The sequence below is a fragment of the Microbacterium sp. Bi98 genome (genome assembly GCF_918698045.1).
Lineage (GTDB): Bacteria > Actinomycetota > Actinomycetes > Actinomycetales > Microbacteriaceae > Microbacterium.
Genome location: NZ_CAKKLK010000002.1, coordinates 175,588 through 193,849, shown reverse-complemented (window position 1 = coordinate 193,849; position 18,262 = coordinate 175,588). Strand labels below are relative to the sequence as shown.

General features: G+C 68.0%; 15 protein-coding genes. 10 read left to right on the top strand and 5 right to left on the bottom strand.

What is annotated here, in order from left to right; all coding sequences use genetic code 11:
- Nucleotides 1-180: 180 nt before the first annotated feature.
- The gene (ispG, locus tag LQZ85_RS04700) at nucleotides 181-1,332 is read left to right on the top strand and encodes a flavodoxin-dependent (E)-4-hydroxy-3-methylbut-2-enyl-diphosphate synthase (RefSeq protein WP_187249498.1); all 1,152 of its coding nucleotides are present in this window, start codon (nucleotides 181-183) and stop codon (nucleotides 1,330-1,332) included.
- A gap of 84 nt (nucleotides 1,333-1,416) precedes the next feature.
- A complete protein-coding gene (locus tag LQZ85_RS04695; protein WP_230100591.1) occupies nucleotides 1,417-2,283 on the top strand; it encodes a hypothetical protein in 867 nt (288 codons plus the stop codon).
- A gap of 7 nt (nucleotides 2,284-2,290) precedes the next feature.
- Here LQZ85_RS04695 and LQZ85_RS04690 read toward each other — a convergent pair whose 3' ends face one another.
- Nucleotides 2,291-2,983 carry a nucleotidyltransferase domain-containing protein gene (locus LQZ85_RS04690; RefSeq protein WP_056278433.1) on the bottom strand — a complete coding sequence of 231 codons (693 nt, stop codon included), beginning with the start codon at nucleotides 2,981-2,983 and terminating at the stop codon, nucleotides 2,291-2,293.
- Nucleotides 2,984-3,023: 40 nt separating this feature from the next.
- Nucleotides 3,024-4,439 carry an RNB domain-containing ribonuclease gene (locus LQZ85_RS04685; RefSeq protein ID WP_056278434.1) on the bottom strand — a complete coding sequence of 472 codons (1,416 nt, stop codon included), beginning with the start codon at nucleotides 4,437-4,439 and terminating at the stop codon, nucleotides 3,024-3,026.
- 163 nt (nucleotides 4,440-4,602) lie between these two features.
- Between LQZ85_RS04685 and LQZ85_RS04680 the strand changes: the two genes are divergently transcribed.
- On the top strand, nucleotides 4,603-5,373 hold the full coding sequence (locus LQZ85_RS04680) for an isocitrate lyase/phosphoenolpyruvate mutase family protein (protein WP_053095782.1): 771 nt from the start codon (nucleotides 4,603-4,605) through the stop codon (nucleotides 5,371-5,373).
- 43 nt (nucleotides 5,374-5,416) lie between these two features.
- Nucleotides 5,417-7,174 carry a proline--tRNA ligase gene (locus LQZ85_RS04675; RefSeq protein ID WP_230100590.1) on the top strand — a complete coding sequence of 586 codons (1,758 nt, stop codon included), beginning with the start codon at nucleotides 5,417-5,419 and terminating at the stop codon, nucleotides 7,172-7,174.
- Nucleotides 7,175-7,240: 66 nt separating this feature from the next.
- On the opposite strand, the gene LQZ85_RS04670 is transcribed toward LQZ85_RS04675, so the two are convergent.
- Nucleotides 7,241-7,744 carry a pyridoxamine 5'-phosphate oxidase family protein gene (locus LQZ85_RS04670; protein ID WP_053095784.1) on the bottom strand — a complete coding sequence of 168 codons (504 nt, stop codon included), beginning with the start codon at nucleotides 7,742-7,744 and terminating at the stop codon, nucleotides 7,241-7,243.
- 117 nt (nucleotides 7,745-7,861) lie between these two features.
- On the opposite strand from LQZ85_RS04670, the gene LQZ85_RS04665 reads away from it, so the two are divergent.
- Nucleotides 7,862-8,902 carry a TIGR00730 family Rossman fold protein gene (locus LQZ85_RS04665; RefSeq protein ID WP_053095785.1) on the top strand — a complete coding sequence of 347 codons (1,041 nt, stop codon included), beginning with the start codon at nucleotides 7,862-7,864 and terminating at the stop codon, nucleotides 8,900-8,902.
- On the opposite strand, the gene LQZ85_RS04660 is transcribed toward LQZ85_RS04665, so the two are convergent.
- Nucleotides 8,871-10,226: an FAD-dependent oxidoreductase gene (locus LQZ85_RS04660; protein WP_290368291.1), complete on the bottom strand. Its 1,356-nt coding sequence runs from the start codon at nucleotides 10,224-10,226 to the stop codon at nucleotides 8,871-8,873. The two genes, LQZ85_RS04665 and LQZ85_RS04660, sit on opposite strands and share 32 nt — an antisense overlap.
- A gap of 131 nt (nucleotides 10,227-10,357) precedes the next feature.
- Between LQZ85_RS04660 and nusA the strand changes: the two genes are divergently transcribed.
- From nusA to LQZ85_RS04635, 5 genes are all read left to right on the top strand, one after another.
- A complete protein-coding gene (nusA, locus tag LQZ85_RS04655; protein WP_230100589.1) occupies nucleotides 10,358-11,341 on the top strand; it encodes a transcription termination factor NusA in 984 nt (327 codons plus the stop codon).
- Between the two features lie 59 nt (nucleotides 11,342-11,400).
- The gene (locus LQZ85_RS04650) at nucleotides 11,401-11,655 is read left to right on the top strand and encodes a YlxR family protein (RefSeq protein ID WP_072591126.1); all 255 of its coding nucleotides are present in this window, start codon (nucleotides 11,401-11,403) and stop codon (nucleotides 11,653-11,655) included.
- Between the two features lie 95 nt (nucleotides 11,656-11,750).
- Complete coding sequence (infB, locus tag LQZ85_RS04645; RefSeq protein WP_230100588.1) at nucleotides 11,751-14,558, top strand: translation initiation factor IF-2; 2,808 nt, start codon at nucleotides 11,751-11,753, stop codon at nucleotides 14,556-14,558.
- A gap of 71 nt (nucleotides 14,559-14,629) precedes the next feature.
- A complete protein-coding gene (gene rbfA / locus LQZ85_RS04640) occupies nucleotides 14,630-15,064 on the top strand; it encodes a 30S ribosome-binding factor RbfA (RefSeq protein WP_053095788.1) in 435 nt (144 codons plus the stop codon).
- A gap of 64 nt (nucleotides 15,065-15,128) precedes the next feature.
- On the top strand, nucleotides 15,129-17,327 hold the full coding sequence (locus LQZ85_RS04635) for a helix-turn-helix transcriptional regulator (RefSeq protein WP_230100587.1): 2,199 nt from the start codon (nucleotides 15,129-15,131) through the stop codon (nucleotides 17,325-17,327).
- Nucleotides 17,328-17,336: 9 nt separating this feature from the next.
- Here LQZ85_RS04635 and LQZ85_RS04630 read toward each other — a convergent pair whose 3' ends face one another.
- The gene (locus LQZ85_RS04630) at nucleotides 17,337-18,236 is read right to left on the bottom strand and encodes an A/G-specific adenine glycosylase (protein ID WP_230100586.1); all 900 of its coding nucleotides are present in this window, start codon (nucleotides 18,234-18,236) and stop codon (nucleotides 17,337-17,339) included.
- Nucleotides 18,237-18,262 lie beyond the last annotated feature (26 nt).

Genomic DNA, 18,262 nt, shown 5'->3' with positions numbered 1-18,262 from the left:
GGAGGCGGTCTGGATTCGTGGGAACGCGAACACACCGCCTAAGAGGCGGGCCACCAGGTGAAGTTCGCGAGCATGGGCTGAAAACTATCACACCGAACGCCGCGTTCCCGGTCGTATGACGCGCATCCGAGCCGGGCGACATCCAGCCTGTGTGCATTCAGGCGGCGTAGGCTGGGGGTTGTGCCAGCAGTGAATCTTGGGATGCCGAAGATCCCCGAAGTCCTCGCCCCGCGCCGCAAGTCTCGCCAGATCAAGGTGGGCAAGGTGCTCGTGGGTGGTGACGCTCCCGTCACCGTGCAGTCCATGACGACGACGAAGACGACGGACATCAACGCGACGCTCCAGCAGATCGCCGAGCTGACCGCGTCCGGATGCGAGATCGTCCGTGTCGCCGTCCCTCATCAGGACGACGCCGACGCGTTGAAGATCATCGCCATGAAGAGCCAGATCCCGGTGATCGCCGACATCCACTTCCAGCCGCGCTACATCTACACCGCCATCGATGCGGGATGCGGCGCCGTGCGTGTGAACCCCGGGAACATCCGGGAGTTCGACGGCAACGTCGGCAAGATCGCGGAGGCGGCCAAGGCCGCGGGTGTCTCTCTGCGGATCGGTGTCAATGCCGGGTCGCTCGACCGGCGCATCCTCACCAAGTACGGCAAGGCGACGGCTGAGGCCCTCGTCGAGAGTGCCGTCTGGGAGGCGTCGCTGTTCGAGGAGCACGACTTCCACGATTTCAAGATCTCGGTCAAGCACAACGACCCGATCGTCATGGTGAAGGCCTACCGCCTGCTCGCCGAGCGGGGCGACTGGCCGCTGCACCTCGGTGTGACTGAGGCCGGTCCGGCGTTCCAGGGTACGATCAAGAGCGCCACGGCGTTCGGCATCCTGCTCGGTGAGGGCATCGGAGACACCATCCGCGTCTCACTGTCCGCACCGCCGGCCGAGGAGGTCAAGGTCGGTCACCAGATCCTGCAGTCGCTGAACCTGCGAGAGCGCAAGCTCGAGATCGTCTCGTGCCCCTCGTGCGGGCGCGCGCAGGTCGACGTGTACACGCTCGCCGAGAACGTGACCGAGGGTCTCAAAGACATGACGGTGCCGCTGCGCGTCGCCGTCATGGGATGCGTCGTGAACGGTCCCGGCGAGGCGCGGGAGGCTGACCTCGGGGTCGCCTCGGGCAACGGCAAGGGACAGATCTTCGTCAAGGGCGAGGTCATCAAGACCGTGCCGGAGGCCGACATCGTCGCGACGCTCATCGAAGAGGCGAACCGCATCGCGGCCGACATGGGGCCGGAAGCGCCTCTCGGCACCGCGCAGGTCGTCACGGTCTGACCGCGGAGCGTTCCCTCGCTCGGACTCGAAAGCGGGTCCTGTCGGCGGGGGACGGCGACCATCCAGCACACCTCAAGGAGCTCCATGCCCTCGTCAACTGTCGTGTCCTTCGCCGGTGGCGACGTCTCGGGTTCGAGCACCGTCGCACGGGTCGAGTCGACTCCCGCAGGTGTCGTCGTCGTCGTCGACGCGACGCCCTTCCACCCCGTCGACCACACCTGGCCCGATCAGCCGGGAGACAGCGGCGAGATCGCGCAGGACGGTTCGAGTGTCCGCGTCTCCGAGGCTGTGATGGCAGCGGTCTCCGACGAGGGCGAGTTCGCCGTGGCATCCGACATCCCGGTGAAGCGCGGCGCCGAGGGATGGACATGGCTCGTCGGTCATCCGCTGGAGGGGGCGGCCCCGTCCTGGCTGGTCGAGGGCGCACGTGTCGAGCTGGCGGTCGATTCGTCCCGGCGGGCTGGTCTCAGCCGCGGACATACGGCCTGCCACCTCGCGTCGTTGGCGCTCGACCTGGCTCTCGCCGACCTCTGGCGGAAGGACCCGGGCGAGGATGCTCTGGGCAACCCGAACTTCGAGGGGAAGGCCAATCAGTCCAGCCGCATCCACGTCGACGGTGCTGTGGACGAATACCGACTGGGAAAGAGCCTGCGCCGGGCAGGCTTCGACACGGAGACCTTCGCGACGACGCTCGCTGAGCGCGAGGCGGCGATCAACGCTCAGCTGGCCGAATGGGTGGCCTCCGGCGCATCGAGCAGGGTGGTGACCGAAGGCCCGACGATCGTGGACCGCCGTACTTGGCACTGCGACCTGCCGGAGGGCACGGCCGAGATCCTCTGCGGCGGCACGCACGTGGCGTCCCTCGCCGAGTTCGTCTCGATCTCAGTGACACTCGACCTGACCGATCCGCAGCTGCTGGTCATGACGACGCGGGCCGTGCCCGCATCCTGAGCCCCGCTCAGCGCACGAAGCCGCTCTGCACCCGGCCGCCCGCGCGGATGAGCTCGTCCTCGACCCGGGCGGCGAAGGCGGCGTAGTCCCGCGCGAGCAGAGGGGTGCTCAGGAGGTCGGCACGCTCGCGACTGAGGCTCCGAAGCCGTCGCGGAAGCCACTTGCCCGTCGCCGTCCAGCGTCCTTCGCTCAACAGCATGAGCTCCGCCATCCTCTCGAACAGGATGGCGGCCTCGACCTGCTGCTCCAGCGCATCCGTCGCATCCCTGAGATCGTCGAGCACATCGGTGATGACGTATCGGCGAAAGGCGGACTCCTTCGCGCTCAGGGAGGGGCCGTCGTCGAGCACGCTCCGCCATCGAGCGCGCAGCGCGGAGAGGCGACCGTCGTCTCGGATCGCGATGCCTTCGACGAGCATGTGCACCGTCACCGGTCGATGCTGTGCGACGCCGCGGTCGGCCCACTCGTCGAATCCCGCTGGGGTGTATGCGAAGACCTCGAAGATCTCGCCCTCGAACTCGTGCGTCGAGGCCTCGCTCGTCTGCTCCTCGACCGCGAAGAGGCGGTCGCCGAGAAGCAGCAGATCGATGTCGCTCGATGGCGTCCGCTCTCCGCGCGCGGTGCTCCCCGCCACTACCGCGACGTCTGCCCCGGGATAGTGAGCGTCGACGAATCGTTCAGCGATGGCGAGGTGGTCCACGCCGCCAGCGTAGCGTCCCTCCGCGTGTGTTCCGAGAGAGTCAGACGGCGAACTCGATCTCACCTCGGGTGACGTCCACCCGCTCGACACGGAGGCACACGATCGCGCCGGGGACGGTGTCGGGCGGCACAGGGGCGGAGGCCGTCACGGCGGGATCGGCGATCTGGACGGTCGCGCGCTCACCGCGCATCTCGATGACGGTCGCGTCGACGGATGCGCCGACCAGCGGTGTCATCAGCGCAGCCTCGACGCAGTTGATCGTCGCGGAATCGAGTCGGGAGGCACGCTGGCCGGACTCCTGCATCAGTGCAGGAAGCTCGGCGAGGGACTCGCGCACCCAGCCCGGAACCTCGCGACCCTCGGATGCGGCGAGGCAGACAGTGAGCGACCAGCGGTCGACGAGACGCCGCAATGGTGCGGTGGCATGAGCGTAGGGGGCGGCGATCGCCGCCTGTTCCGTGTCGGGCGGTACCGGGCCGTCGAAGGTCACATACCCCGCTCCGCGGAACAGGGACGCCGCAGCTTCGAGGATCGGGAGGGTCATGGGGTCTTCGCGGTCCAGCTCGCGGAGGTAGTCACCATACCTGCCGGTCGTCCACGGCCGGCCGAGGGCCTCGGTCTGGTGGCGGAACGCCTCGAACGACTTCTCATCGGGCTGGGGCATCGTCCGCAGGATCCCGATGCCTGCGTCGATCATGAGCGACGCGGCTGCCATGCCCGTCATGAGCGACAGCTGAGCATTCCATTCCTCGACAGGAAGCGGATGCCGGCGTTCGATGGCGAAGGTTCCGTCGACGCCCCGCACGACCTCTTCGTCCGGCAGGTTCAGGCTCGCACCGCCCCGCAGCTTCTCCTGCGCGATGCGGAGCGCGCCGATCTCCGGCAGAAGCTCGGCGGGACCCGCCTCGCCCTGATCGAGTGCCGCCTGCGTGCTGGCGTAGTCGAGCTGGGCGCGCGAGCGGATCAGCGCTCGCTCGAGCCGGAACTCCTCGACGACTCCCGCGGAATCCAACGCGAAGGTCCAGACGAGCGCGGGGCGATCCACATCGGCCAGCAGCGACGCACGATCCTCGCTCAACACCTTCGGATGCAACGGGATCGTGCCGTCCGCTGCATACAGGGTCTGACCTCGCCGGCGGGCTTCCGCGTCGACAGCGCCGCCCGGTCGCACGAAAGCGGGTACATCGGCGATCGCGTAGCGGACGGTGTAGCCGGATTCCCGGCGCTCGAGGTGGAAGGCCTGGTCGAGGTCGCGCGACCCGAGCGGATCCAGGGTGGCGAACGGGATGTCGCGCAGATCGAGCTCTGGGGTGGCAGCATCCGAGGCTGCAGCCTCCGCCAGGACCGCCGCAGGGAAGTCCGTGGGGGCGCCCAGAGATTCCCGCAGGGTGGCGAGCGCGACGGCGAGCTCGGTCTGCGCGGCTGACGGAGCAACGTGGGATCGGCGCTGAGGCATGACCCCACACTAGATCCTTCGCTTTCGCGAGCCGGTGCCGTCGGGGCAGCACCGCGGGAGCCGAGGGGTCGAGCCGTCAGCCGTAGCGATGCGCACCACCCGGAACCTGAGATTCGCGTGTCCGTCCGGCCCCGACCGGAATACTGGGCGTTAGCGTGGGGGCATGACCACTGCTGCGAAAGCCCAGACCCTGATCGGACTCTACGAAGCTCCGGAGATCCTCCGCGTCGTGAACGTGTGGGACGTCGTGTCCGCCCGCGCCGTCGCCAAGCTTCCCGAGACGAAGGCGATCGCGACGGCCGGACACGGCATCGCCGCCTCGTTCGGCTTCGAGGACGGCACCATCACCCGCGACATCATGATCGACATGGTCGGCCGCATCGCCGCATCCGTCTCCGTTCCGGTGACCGCCGACCTCGACGACGGATACGGCGACGCAGGAGAGACCACGCGACTCGCGATCGGCGCCGGCGTGGTGGGTGCCAACGTCGAAGACCGTCTGAAGCCGTTCGACGAGTCGGTCGCGGCCGTCGAGGCCATCGTCAAGGCCGCCGAGGCCGAGGGTGTTCCGTTCGCTCTGAACGCTCGTACCGACGCTTTCGTGCGCGCCGGCCACCGTCCTGTCGCCGAGAGCATCGCCGATGCGATCCAGCGCGGCCGGGCGTTCCTCGACGCCGGCGCCACGGCTGTCTTCGTTCCGGGCATGCTCGACGCCAACATCACGCGTCAGCTCGTGGAGGGGCTCGGCGAGGGCAAGCTCAGCGTCATCGGGCTCCCCGGCACCCTCGCCGCCTCGGAGTACGAGAAGCTCGGTGTGGCCCGCATCTCCTACGGCCCGCTCCCTCAGCGGGTCGCCTTGACCGCGGTCCAGGATCTTGCGGCAAGCCTCTACGCGGGCGGCGTGATCCCGAACGGCCTGCCCGCGCTCAACTGACGCATCGCGAAAACGAGCGACCACCGGTCAGTAGACTTGCCCGGTGGTCACTCGTCTTTCGAAATTCTTCCTCCGCACGCTCCGTGAAGACCCTGCAGGCGCAGAGGTCGCGAGCCACAAGCTGCTGATCCGCGCCGGGTACATCCGGCCGCAGGCTGCCGGTATCTTCGCGTGGCTCCCGCTGGGTCTCCGCGTGAAGGCCAAGATCGAGGCCGTCGTCCGCGAGGAGATGGCCGCGGCAGGCGCACAGGAGGTGCACTTCCCGGCTCTCATGCCCCGCGAGTCGTATGAGGCGACCGGACGCTGGGACGAGTACGGCGACCTGCTGTTCCGTCTCCAGGACCGCAAGGGCGGCGACTACCTGCTCGCGCCGACGCACGAAGAGGCCTTCACGCTGCTCGTGAAGGACCTGTACTCGTCGTACAAGGATCTTCCCCTCACGCTCTACCAGATCCAGGACAAGTACCGCGATGAGGCGCGTCCGCGGGCAGGACTGCTTCGCGGACGCGAGTTCACGATGAAGGACGCCTATTCGTTCGATTCCTCCGATGAGGGTCTCGATCTCAGCTACCAGGCTCAGCGCGATGCCTACGAGCGCATCTTCCAGCGCCTGGGTCTCGAGTACGTCATCGTCCAGGCGGATGCCGGAGCGATGGGCGGTTCGCGGAGCGAGGAATTCCTGCACCCGACTCCCGTCGGCGAGGACACGTTCGTCCGCAGCGCCGGCGGATACGCCGCCAATGTGGAGGCATTCACGACCGCCGTTCCCGACGCCATCGCGTTCGACGCGGATGCGGCACCGGTGATCTTCGACTCGCCGAACACGCCCACGATCGAGACTCTCGTCGCGCACTCGAACGTGCACCTCGACGGCGACTACACGGCTGCGGACACGCTCAAGAACGTCGTGCTCGCGCTCACGCACCTCGACGGCACCCGTGAACTCGTCGTCGTCGGCATCCCCGGCGACCGCGAGGTCGACGAGAAGCGGGCCGAGGTCGCGTTCGCGCCCGCCGAGGTCGAGACCGCCACGGCAGACGACTTCGAGAAGAATCCGCTGCTCGTTAAGGGCTACATCGGCCCCTGGTCGCCCACGGGAGCTGTGCTCGGCGAGGAATCGGCTACCGGCATCCGCTACCTGGTCGACCCCCGTGTGAGCGAGGGCACGAGCTGGATCACCGGTGCGAACCTCGACGAGAAGCACGCGCATTCGGTTGTCGCCGGACGTGACTTCTTCGCCGACGGCATCGTCGAGATCGCCGACGTCCGCGCGGGCGATCCGGCTCCTGACGGCTCCGGTCCGGTCGAGCTCGCGCGCGGAATGGAGATCGGTCACGTGTTCCAGCTGGGTCGCAAGTACGCGGACGCGCTCGGACTCAAGGTGCTCAACGAGAACGGCAAGCTCGTCACGGTCACGATGGGGTCGTACGGCATCGGCGTGACGCGCATCCTGGCGATCATCGCCGAGTTGAACAACGACGAGAAGGGTCTCATCTGGCCGGCATCGGTCGCGCCCTTCGATGTGCAGGTCGTGGCTGCCGGTCGTGACCAGGTGGCCTTCGACGTGGCAGCTGAGCTCTCCGCTCAGCTCGAGTCCGCCGGTCTCGACGTGCTCTACGACGACCGCCCGAAGGTCTCGCCCGGAGTCAAGTTCGGAGACGCCGAGCTCGTTGGCGTTCCGCAGATCGTCATCGTCGGCCGAGGGGCCGCGGACGGTCAGGTCGAGCTGTGGGACCGGCGCACGGGGGATCGCAGCGCGGTGTCCGTCGCCGACGCCGTCGATCAGCTGACCCAGCGCTGACCTCGACGACAGAGAAATGCCGCGCACCTCACCGGGTGCGCGGCATTCTGTCGTTCGGAGCGGACGTCAGCAGACGATCCGGCCGTGGTTCATGATGTCGTCATCGGGCGTGTCCTTGGTCACGAGGGCCTTGAGCGCGCCGGCCGCCATCGCGATCTTGCCCTTGGAGGGCTCCCAGAACTCGGTCACCGTCGGCGTCACCTTGAGAAGTGCGATGCCGGGAGTGTCCAGCCCGTCCTCGAACCAGATGTCGAGCGAGGGCGAATAGAGCTCTTCCATCTTCGCGCGGTCGTGCACCACGGACGCGTTGCCGGCCACCGACACGTATCGCATGCCCTTCGCGTCGCAGTACGAGAGGCCGACCTGTCGATGGGCGCGCGCCTCCTCGACCTTCTCGGTGTCTTCGGCGGTGAAGAACCAGATGTCGCCGGCGTCGTCCATCTGCCGGGTCGACATCGGCCTGCTCACGAGGTTGCCGTCGTCGTCGGTGGTCGTCAGCATCGTGAAGTCGATGTCCTCGACGAGTTCGGTGACGCGTGCCAGTGCTTCCGGTCCAGTGATCTCTGTCATGCAGCCACTGTGCCGCAGGAGACCTGACTTGGCACGGGCGTTGACACGGGGACGTGAGCGTGGTGAGGGCGGCGTTGCGGCGGCCCGCCCGACGCGCTCCCATGACAGGCTGAGGGCATGACCGACGAACCGCTGACGGCGTCGCTGAGCGCCGAGATCAACAACGTCCTCGACGAAGCAGGCGTCAAGACCGATCGCAGGCTCGTGATGCGCATGATGCGCACAGCGGTCCTGCTGGGGGAGGACGGCACGAACCGCCTCGATCTCAAGATCGCCTCCGCCGCCCTCGCCGAGATGCGGGACGCCTTCCGCTTGTTCGCACCGTTCGAAGGGGTGCCGAAGGTCACGGTGTTCGGCTCGGCGCGTACCCTCCACGACGATCCGCTCTACGTCCAGGCGCGTGATGTCGCGGCTGCTCTCGCAGCGGACGGATGGATGGTGGTGACCGGAGCAGGACCGGGAATCATGCAGGCTGCCGCTGAAGGTGCCGGCCCCGCGCTCTCGCTCGGCGTGTCGATCAGGCTGCCGTTCGAGGAGAAGGCCAACAGCCTGATCGCGGCGAGCGAGCATGTGGTGGCGATGAAGTACTTCTTCACCCGCAAACTCATGCTCATCAAGGAGTCCAGCGGCTTCATCTGTCTCCCTGGCGGATTCGGCACCCTCGACGAGATGTTCGAGCTGCTGACCCTCCAACAGACCGGAAAGGCCGAGCCGACGCCGATCGTGCTGCTCGACGAGCCGGGAGGCACGTTCTGGAACGGCCTCAAGCGATTCATCGACGAGGACCTGGCGCCGACAGGGGTGATCTCGGAGGGCGACTTCGATCGCGTGGTCATCACCGACTCCGTCGAGTCGGCAGCCGCCGTGATCGCCGGGTTCTGGCGCAACTACGACTCGCTGCGCTGGGTGGGGGACTCGCTCGTGCTGAGACTGCGTGGAGAGCCGACGGACGAAGAGCTCGAGGATCTCAACGACCGGTTCGCCGGGATGCTGGCGAGCGGACGGATCGAACGGACAGCTCCGCGGTCGCCGGAGGTCGCAGACGACGATCTGCTGCACCTTCCTCGTCTCTCCCTGCATCTCGACCAGCGACAGGTCGGCAACCTGTTCCGTCTGATCGGCGCGATCAACTCGCTGGAGTCCGCTCCCGCGCTGTGATGCCTGCCGCGAATTCCGCCAGGTCGATCGACCGACCGAGAATGCGCTCAGCGGCGCGGTGCCCCGAGTAGTACGCGGCCCCCACGGTCGCCGGCTCGTCGCCCCATGTCGCCTCACCGGCGAAGTGCAGCACTGCGTCGACCGGCCCCGCGAGCTCGTCGTGGTCGTGGTGTGACGAGCCGACCGCGAGATGCGAGTACGACCCGTTCGAGAACTCGTCCTGTCCCCATCGCGTGATCCAGTGCGCGGTGGGGTCGCCGACGGCATCCGGGTAGAGGAACCGCAGGGCGCTCACGACGTCCGCGACGACCTCCTCATCCGACAGATCCTGCATCCGGCGGCCGAACGGGCCGGCGGCGAAGGTCAGCAACGTCGGGATCCCGCTGACCGCCGAGACGTCGTACCAGGAGTGCCAGTGCTCACCGGCCTCGCCGAGCGCCCGGAGAACGTAGCTGTCCTCGCGCCAGAAGCGTTCCGGGAACTGGATGAACACCTTGTTGAACACTCCCATGCCCAGTCGCGCGATCGGTCCGCCGACAGCGTCGGGCAGCGGAGGGGCGAACTCGATCGACTCCGCCTTGAGCACGCCGAGCGGCACGGTCACCAGCGCGTTGCGGGCCGAGAACTCTCCGTTCCGGGTCGACACGGTGATGCCCCGGTCGGTCCGCTCGATGCGGGTGACGACGTGACCGAGTCGGATGTCGAGACCGGCGGCGATCCGACGCGGGAGCTCATCGTAGCCGCGCGGGAAGATGACCTCGTCGCCGTCGATCGCATCCTCGTCGAGCCCGTGCGCGTCGAGGTCCCCGACCCATGCACCGCACTGCTCCTCGACGCGGTGACGGAAGAACTCGCGGACCTCATCGATGCGCTCCGGCTCGAAGCCCGAGCGGTCGAGCGCGCGCTCCGTGACATCCAGATAGGTGTCGCCGGGGGAGGACCGGGTGATCTCCTCAGCCAACAGTCGATCTGCTTGCTCGACATCGGCGACCCACTGAGAAGTGCTCGCAGGATCCATCGCCCTGCCCTCCCCGTCGAAGTTCTCGATCGGCCTGCCTCCGGCCTGGAAGCTGCCGACGGTGTACTCGAGGGTGGGGATGCCGAGCGCCTGCACGAGATCCCACAGCGGGGAGTCGTCGATGCCGTGGACCCATGACGCACCGCGATCGACGGGAAAACCCGCAGCGCGGTCGGTGTGCATCCTGCCCCCGACGCGATCCCTCGCCTCGAGGAGGATGACGTCGGCTCCGGCGTCGTCGAGCATGCGGGCCGCCGTCACACCCGACATCCCTGCCCCGATCACGATGGTGTCGTACGTCGTCACTGAGTCCTCCTGCGCGCTCGGCACCGCGTCGGTGCGGCCGCCTCCGTGGCATCGGGCGGTGGGCACAGGGTATCGTGGTACGGATGTCGCGCGTGAACACCCGCGCGACGAGAGCTGAATAGGGAGTCGTCATGGATATCGAACTGAGTCTGCTGCGTGGGATCGAGAAGGAGAAGGCGATCCCCTTCGATGAGCTGGTCTCGATCATCGAACAGGCCATCCTGACCGCCTACTCCAAGCACGTCTCGGACGACGGCGCCACCCCCGAGGGGGTCCGCGTCGAACTCGATCGTCGCACCGGGCACGTCGCCGTGCTGCAGGTCGTCAAGGACGAAGAGGGCGCGATCATCGGCGAAGAGGACGCGACGCCGAATGACTTCGGACGTATCGCGGCCTTCGCCGCCAAGCAGGTCATCAGCCAGCGCCTGCGGGACATCGCGGATGATGTCGTGCTGGGAGACTTCAAGGACAAGGAAGGCGACATCGTCGCCGGCGTGATCCAGCAGGGACCGAATCCCCGCATGATCTACGTCGATCTCGGAGCCGTCGAGGCGATCCTTCCTCCGGAGGAGCAGGTGCCGGGCGAGGAGTACACCCACGGGTCGCGCCTCCGCGTCTACGTGACCAGCGTCGCGAAGGGTCTCAAGGGACCGCAGATCACCGTCTCGCGCACGCACCCCGGTCTCGTCCGCAAGCTGTTCGCGCTCGAGGTGCCCGAGATCGCCGCAGGTCTCGTGGAGATCGTCTCGCTGGCTCGTGAGGCCGGCCACCGCACCAAGATCGCCGTCCGTGCGAACGACCCGGCGATCAACGCGAAGGGCGCCTGCATCGGCGAGATGGGCCGACGCGTTCGTGCCGTCACCGAGGAGCTGGCCGGCGAGAAGATCGACATCGTCGATCACGACCCGGAGCTGGCCGCGTTCGTCGCGAACGCCCTCTCGCCCGCCAAGGTGACGAGCTCGTTCATCCTCGACGCGAACACCAGGGCCGTGCGTGCACTCGTGCCCGACTATCAGCTCTCGCTCGCGATCGGCAAGGAGGGGCAGAACGCCCGTCTGGCTGCCAAGCTCACCGGAGCGAAGATCGACATCCAGCCGGACAGCGTCCTGGACTGACCGCTCGCCACGTCCGACTCGCGCCCGCCGCGCGAGTCGGACGGGAACACAGGTGTAAGATGGAACCCGTACGAACGTGCGTCGGCTGTCGCACGCGTGCTCCCCGCGCCGCTCTTCTCAGAGTGGTGTCCCAGAACGACATCCTCATCCTCGATGAGCGCGCCGTTCTGCCAGGGCGAGGCGCGTGGGTCCATCCGACACCGGAATGCGTGGATGCCGCTCTGCGGCGCCGGGCTTTCGGAAGAGCACTGCGCGTCTCCAGCGATCTGGACACGCGGATCATCGAACAGCACCCACCAAGAAACAAAGGCTGAACGGCTATGGAAACAAAGTGAACGGCTCGAAATGAGACCCGTCCGCGACTAGTGGTCTGCCCTGTCTGGGTGGACCGACCCCAGACAGGAGAATTGTGGCTGGTAAACCACGCGTACACGAGATCGCCGCCGAACTCGGCGTCGACAGCAAGATCGCACTTGCAAAGCTCAAGGAACTCGGAGAGTTCGTCAAGAGCCCCTCTTCGACCATCGAACCGCCGGTGGCGCGCAAGCTTCGCGCTGCCATCGAGTCGGACGCCTCGCTGAAGGGCTCCGCGGATGCGGCTCCCGCCGCAGCGAAGCCCGGTGCCGCCAAGCCCGGTGCAGCGAAGCCCGGTGCTGCCAAGCCCGGTGCTGCCAAGCCCGGTGCAGCCAAGCCCGGTGCCGGTGCACCGACACCCGGACCGAAGCCCGGGCCCAAGCCCGCGCCCGCGCCCGAGGCGTCTGCTGCCGCTCCGGCACCCGAAGCTCCGGCCGAGGCCGCCGCTCCGGCTGCCGCCACGCCGGCAGCTCCCCAGTCCGCAGACAGCGCAGCTTCCAAGCCCGCTGACGGCGGCGCACCCAAGCCCGGCGCCCCGCGCCCGGGCAACAACCCGTTCTCGTCCGCTCAGGGCATGGGTCAGCGGCCCAACGGACCGCGACCCGGCAACAACCCCTTCGCCTCCGCGCAGGGGATGGGCCAGCGCCCGACGCCGGGCAACATCCCGCGTCCGCAGGCTCCGCGTCCCGGCGCGCCGCGTCCGGGTGCACCTCGCCCCGGTTCCCCCCGTCCCGGCGCCCCGCGCGGCGGTCAGGGCGGTCGTCCCGGTGGCGCACCGTTCCAGCAGCGTCCGGGTGGACCCGGTCGTCCCGGCGGTGCCGGTGGACCCGGTGCAGGTCCCGGCGCTCGTCCCGGTGGAGGCTTCGCAGGTCGTCCCGGTGGCGGTGGAGGTCGCGGTCGCGGTCCCGGTGGAGGTACCGCAGGTGCCTTCGGCAAGGGCGGCGGCAAGAGCAAGCAGCGCAAGTCGCGGCGGGCGAAGCGGCAGGAATTCGAGATGCGGAGCGCCCCGGTCGTCGGTGGCGTCAACGTCACCCGCGGTAACGGGGAGATCATCCGTATGCGCCGCGGCGCGTCGATCTCGGACTTCGCCGACAAGATCGAGACGCTGACCGGCTACACGGTCCAGCCCGGAACCCTCGTGACGATCCTCTTCAACCTCGGCGAGATGGCCACGGCCACCGAGTCGCTGGATGAGGCGACGTTCGAGGTCCTGGGTGCGGAGCTCGGATACAAGATCCAGATGGTCTCGCCCGAGGACGAGGACAAGGAGCTCCTCGAGGGCTTCGGTCTCAACCTCGAGCAGGAGCTCGAGGAGGAGAGCGAGGACGACCTCGAGATCCGTCCTCCGGTGGTCACCGTCATGGGCCACGTCGACCACGGTAAGACGCGCCTTCTCGACGCCATCCGTCAGACCAACGTCATCGAGGGTGAAGCCGGCGGCATCACCCAGCACATCGGTGCGTACCAGGTGTGGACGGAGCACGAGGGCATCGAGCGTGCCATCACCTTCATCGACACCCCGGGTCACGAGGCCTTCACGGCCATGCGTGCTCGTGGAGCGCAGGTCACCGACCTCGCGATCCTCGTGGTCGCGGCCGACGACGGCATCATGCCGCAGACGGTCGAGGCGCTCAACCACGCCCAGGCGGCGAACGTGCCGATCGTGGTCGCGGTGAACAAGGTCGACAAGCCCGACGCCAACCCGGCCAAGGTGCGCCAGCAGCTCACCGAGTACGGCCTGGTCGCAGAGGAGTATGGCGGAGACGTCATGTTCGTCGATGTCTCGGCCCGTGCGAACACCGGAATCCAGGAGCTCCTGGACGCGGTGCTGCTCACTGCCGATGCAGGCCTCGACCTGACCGCCAACCCGAACAAGGCCGCTCGCGGTGTCGCCATCGAGGCGAAGCTCGACAAGGGTCGCGGTTCGGTCGCTACGGTGCTCATCCAGTCCGGAACGCTGCGCGTCGGTGACGCGATCGTCGCCGGAACGGCGTACGGCCGTGTGCGTGCGATGGCGGATGAGAACGGCGAGCAGGTCCTCGAGGCCTACCCGTCGCGTCCCGTGCAGGTGCAGGGTCTGAACTCCGTGCCACGTGCCGGCGACGTCTTCATCGTCACTGAGGAAGACCGCATGGCCCGTCAGATCGCCGAGAAGCGTGAAGCTGTCGAGCGCAACGCGCAGCTGGCCAAGGCCCGCAAGCGCATCTCGCTCGAGGACTTCACCCGTGCTCTCGAAGAGGGCAAGGTCGAGTCGCTCAACCTCATCATCAAGGGTGACGTCTCCGGTGCCGTCGAGGCGCTCGAGGAGTCGCTTCTCAAGATCGAGGTCGACGACTCGGTGCAGCTCCGCATCATCCACCGCGGTGTCGGTGCGATCACGGAGTCCGACGTCAACCTCGCGACGATCGACAACGCGATCATCGTGGGCTTCAACGTCCGTCCCGACACGAAGGCGCGCGAGCGTGCACAGCGTGAAGGTGTGGACATCCGGTTCTACTCGGTGATCTACAACGCGATCGACGAGATCGAGAGCTCGCTCAAGGGCATGCTCAAGCCGGAGTACGAAGAGGTCCAGTCGGGTGTCGCCGAGATCCGCGAGGTGTTCCGCTCCTCGAAGTTCGGCAACATCGCCGGTGTCATCGTGCGCTCGGGAACGATCACGCGAAACGCCAAGGCTCGCGTCATCCGCGACGGTGTGGTGATCGCCGATGGCCTCGCCATCGAGTCGCTGCGTCGCTTCAAGGACGACGTCACCGAGGTTCGCACGGACTACGAGGCCGGTATCGGCCTCGGCAAGTTCAACGACATCCAGATCGGCGACGAGATCGAGACCACTGAGCTGGTCGAGAAGCCTCGCAGCTGATCGAGTTCGATATCTTCGGGCGAGGGTGCGTCATGCACCCTCGCCCGAAGGGTACGTAGAGGGAGAGAACAATGGCTGGTGAACGACAGGCACGTCTGGCCGATCGCATTCGTGTGATCCTCGCAGAGCGACTGGAGAAGGGTCTGCGCGACCCGCGACTCGGATTCGTGACCATCACCGACGTCCGCGTGAGCGGAGACCTGCAGCACGCCTCCGTGTTCTACACGGTGCTGGGCACCGAGGAGGAGCGCCTCTCCAGCGGTGCGGCGCTGACCTCCGCGACCGGCATGCTCCGCAGCGAGGTCGGGAAGCAGCTGAGCACCCGCCTGGTTCCGACGCTCGAGTTCATCCCCGACGCGCTGCCCGAGAACGCCGATCACATCTCCGCGCTTCTTCGCGAGGCGCAGCAGCGCGATGCCGACGTGGCGAAGCTCGCCTCCTCCGCCTCGCACGCCGGTGACGCAGACCCGTACCTGCGCCAGGAAGACGACGACACGCAGGCCTGAATATCGCGCCCTCGTCTGAGGGCGTGAGCAGTCTTGGTAACCTCGGCCTAACGGGCGGTCGTCCGTGGGGACTGGGGAGTTCAGCATCGACGTTTCGCGTGCGCAGGGGACAGCTTCGGTCGCACCGGCAGCTGTCGAGACGATTCTCGAAGAACTCCTCGAGCACGACCTGAGCTGCGCGCCGCATGTCGCGGCGCGACTCGCGGCCGAGCTGTCGGAGGACCCTCACACGATCCTGGCCGTCGCAGCTCGTCTTGACGCGGCTCAACGGCAGGGGCTCAGGGCGCTCCCCTCACCGTTGCCGATGGTGTCATCGGTCGAGACGCTTTTCGCCCAGCTGGAGCTGGACGACAGCGACCGTGAGGTGCTCATCGCGGTGTCGATGCGCCTCGACGACAGGCTGGATCCGCTGGTCGGTTTCGCCGGTCGTTCTGCCGCGGAGCTCACCACAGGCCCTCTCGGAGCGCTCCTCGACATCCACGCCGGTCGCGTCCGTCTGTCCGACCCCCGCTTGGCGATCTGGTTGCGAGCGACGACGCCCTCCTCCGCGGCTGCTGCAGTGCACCTGCGACTCCACCGACTCTTCGACGAACGCGGCGAGCAGGTGGACGCCGACTGGCACAGCGCTCGAGCTGCGATGCACGGCGAACCGGTGACTGCCGGGGAGCTCACACGGATAGCCAGGGAGCATTCGGAGGCGGGACTCAGCGAGCGCGCCTTCCACCTCGCTGCAGAAGCCGCCGCCCACTCGAGCGGGGTCGAGCAGGACGAGGCGAACCTCGTCGCCGGTGTCGCCGCCATCGCGGCCGGGCACGCGGTCGAGGCGGCGCGACGGCTCGGAAGTCTCTTCCCCGGTGGCGACGAGCTCTATCGGCTCCAGGGGCTCGGCGGGCTGCTCGTCGCCGAGACGCATCTGCGCGGGTCAGTTCCCGAGGTCGACATGAGCGTGATCCGGCCGGATCGCGATGACGCGGAGCACTGGTACTCCTGGGCGCGAGCTGCTGCCTTCGCGGCGATGTTGTGCGCCGAACGCGGTGACCGTCGCACGATGCGCTCGTGGCTCGACGCTCTCCGTCACGCGAGCGCGCGCGTCGAAGCCGATCGCGAACTCCGAGATCCGGTCGTCGCACTGGCCTGGCTCGTCATCGGCGACCGCGAGAAGGACGACGTTCGCGGGGCCGGGCCCCTCACCGGCGGCCTGTTGAGGGCTCTGCAAGCGGCGGTCGACGGGGACGTCGACCGGGGGCTGAGCCTGCTCGCCGCAGGTGACTCGCCGGTCGGCGTCGAGGTCGACCCGTTCGTGGCCGGCTTCGAGCTCAGTCCACTCGTCGCGGCGTACCGCGCGGTCGCCGAGGTGCTGCTCCTGATGTGGCGTGGAGACATCGGCGCCGCGCGCGACCGGATGCTTCGTGCGGCCGTCGAGCTGCCTGTGGCGCTGCCTTTCGCCGGGCTCGGCGTCGTGATCGCACGACGCCTCGATCTCGCGGTTCTCGGACATCTGGGGCCGTTCGCCAAGGCTCTCACCGCCGCCCTCCCGGCCCCTCTGCGCATCGATCAGCTGGTGGACAGGGGGATCGAATCATTCCTGTCGGGACACTCGGCCGAAGCCGCGGCGTGCATGCGGCTCTGGAGGGATCGCGGCGCTCCTCAGCCGACCCTGTCGGTGCCGGGGCTGGAGGAGGCGATCGTGGTCACGCATGGCGGATCATGGAGCCCGCAGCGGATCGAACCGCCCGAGATCGCTCTGGCGCAACGGCTGCGCGTGCAGATCACCAGCTGCTCGGACGACGAGTGGCGCCTTGCGCGGCCGGTCGTGGTCGCCGCCGCACGGACCTTGACCTCGCCTTTCTCGCGCGGACGGGTCGAGGCGATGATCGGCACGAGGTCGCTGATCAAGGGAGACGTGGGTCTCGGACGGGAGCACCTCTCGATGGCACGGAACCTGCTCGAGGTCTCCGGTGCGACGGCATGGGCGAGAGCGGTCTCGGTGCGTCTGGAGCAGGTGGAGGCCTCCGACGGAGCTGCCGCCAGCGGTGACCCGCTCTCCTCGTGCCGGCGAGTGTGGGAGTCGATGCTCACCGCTCGAGAGTTCGAGGTGGCGATGCTGGCGGTCGGCGGAGCTTCTAACCGCGACATCGCGGATGCGCTCCACGTATCGGTGCGCACCGTGGAGGTGCACCTCGGCCGGGTCTTCGTGAAGCTCGAGGTGAGGACCCGAGTCGAGCTCACGGTGCTCGCTCACCGCATCGGGCAGTTCGTCTGACGGGCGGACTCAGCGGGGAAGCGACAGCAGTTCGCCATCGGCCTCGGCGAGGCCGTCGGCGATGAGCGAGTCGATCGCACGGTCGCGCTGAAGCGGATCGGGCCAGTCGGCCAGCACGGAGTCGATCAGGACCGGGGTGGGCGCGGCGGTTCGCAGCACCCGCAGCACGGCTCCTCGCGCCTGACGGTCAGAACCCTCGAAGGCGGCTTGGCGTCTGCGGGTGTCACCGGTCTCGGGTCGCCCTGCGGCCAGCCACGCGCATGTGTCGCTCAGCGGGCAGACGTCGCAGCGCGGCGAGCGTGCCGTGCACACCGTCGCGCCCAGCTCCATCGCGGCCGCGTTGAACACGGCGGACTCTGCGACATCGGCGGGCAGCAGAGAGTCCATCAGCGCCAGGTCGCGACGCGAGGGCGGTCCCGGCTGCGCGTGGCCGAGGATGGCGCGCGCCATCACACGTCGAGTGTTCGTGTCGACGACGGGGTGCCGGTGGCCGTAGGCGAAGACAGCGACAGCCCTGGCCGTGTAGTCGCCGATGCCCGAGAGCTTGAGGAGGGCATCGATGTCGTTGGGGACGACGCCGCCGTGTCGCTCAGAGATCTCGATGGCCGCGCGATGCAGCCAGAGTGCGCGGCGCGGGTAGCCGAGGTTGGCCCACTGCTGCACGACCTCGGCGGGTGAAGCGGCGGCCATGGCCGCGGGCGTCGGCCACCGGGCGAGCCACGCCTCGAGGTGCGGTATCACTCGGTTCACGGGCGTCTGCTGCAGCATGAACTCGCTGACCAGCGTTCCCCACGCGCCGAAATCCTCGCGGAATTCCGTGCGCCGCCACGGCAGGTCGCGTGCGGCACCCCGGTACCAGTCCGCGAGAGGCTCGGACACCTCGGCGGGTGGATGCGAAGTCGAAGGCACCTCGTCAGCCTAGGCGAACCCCGATC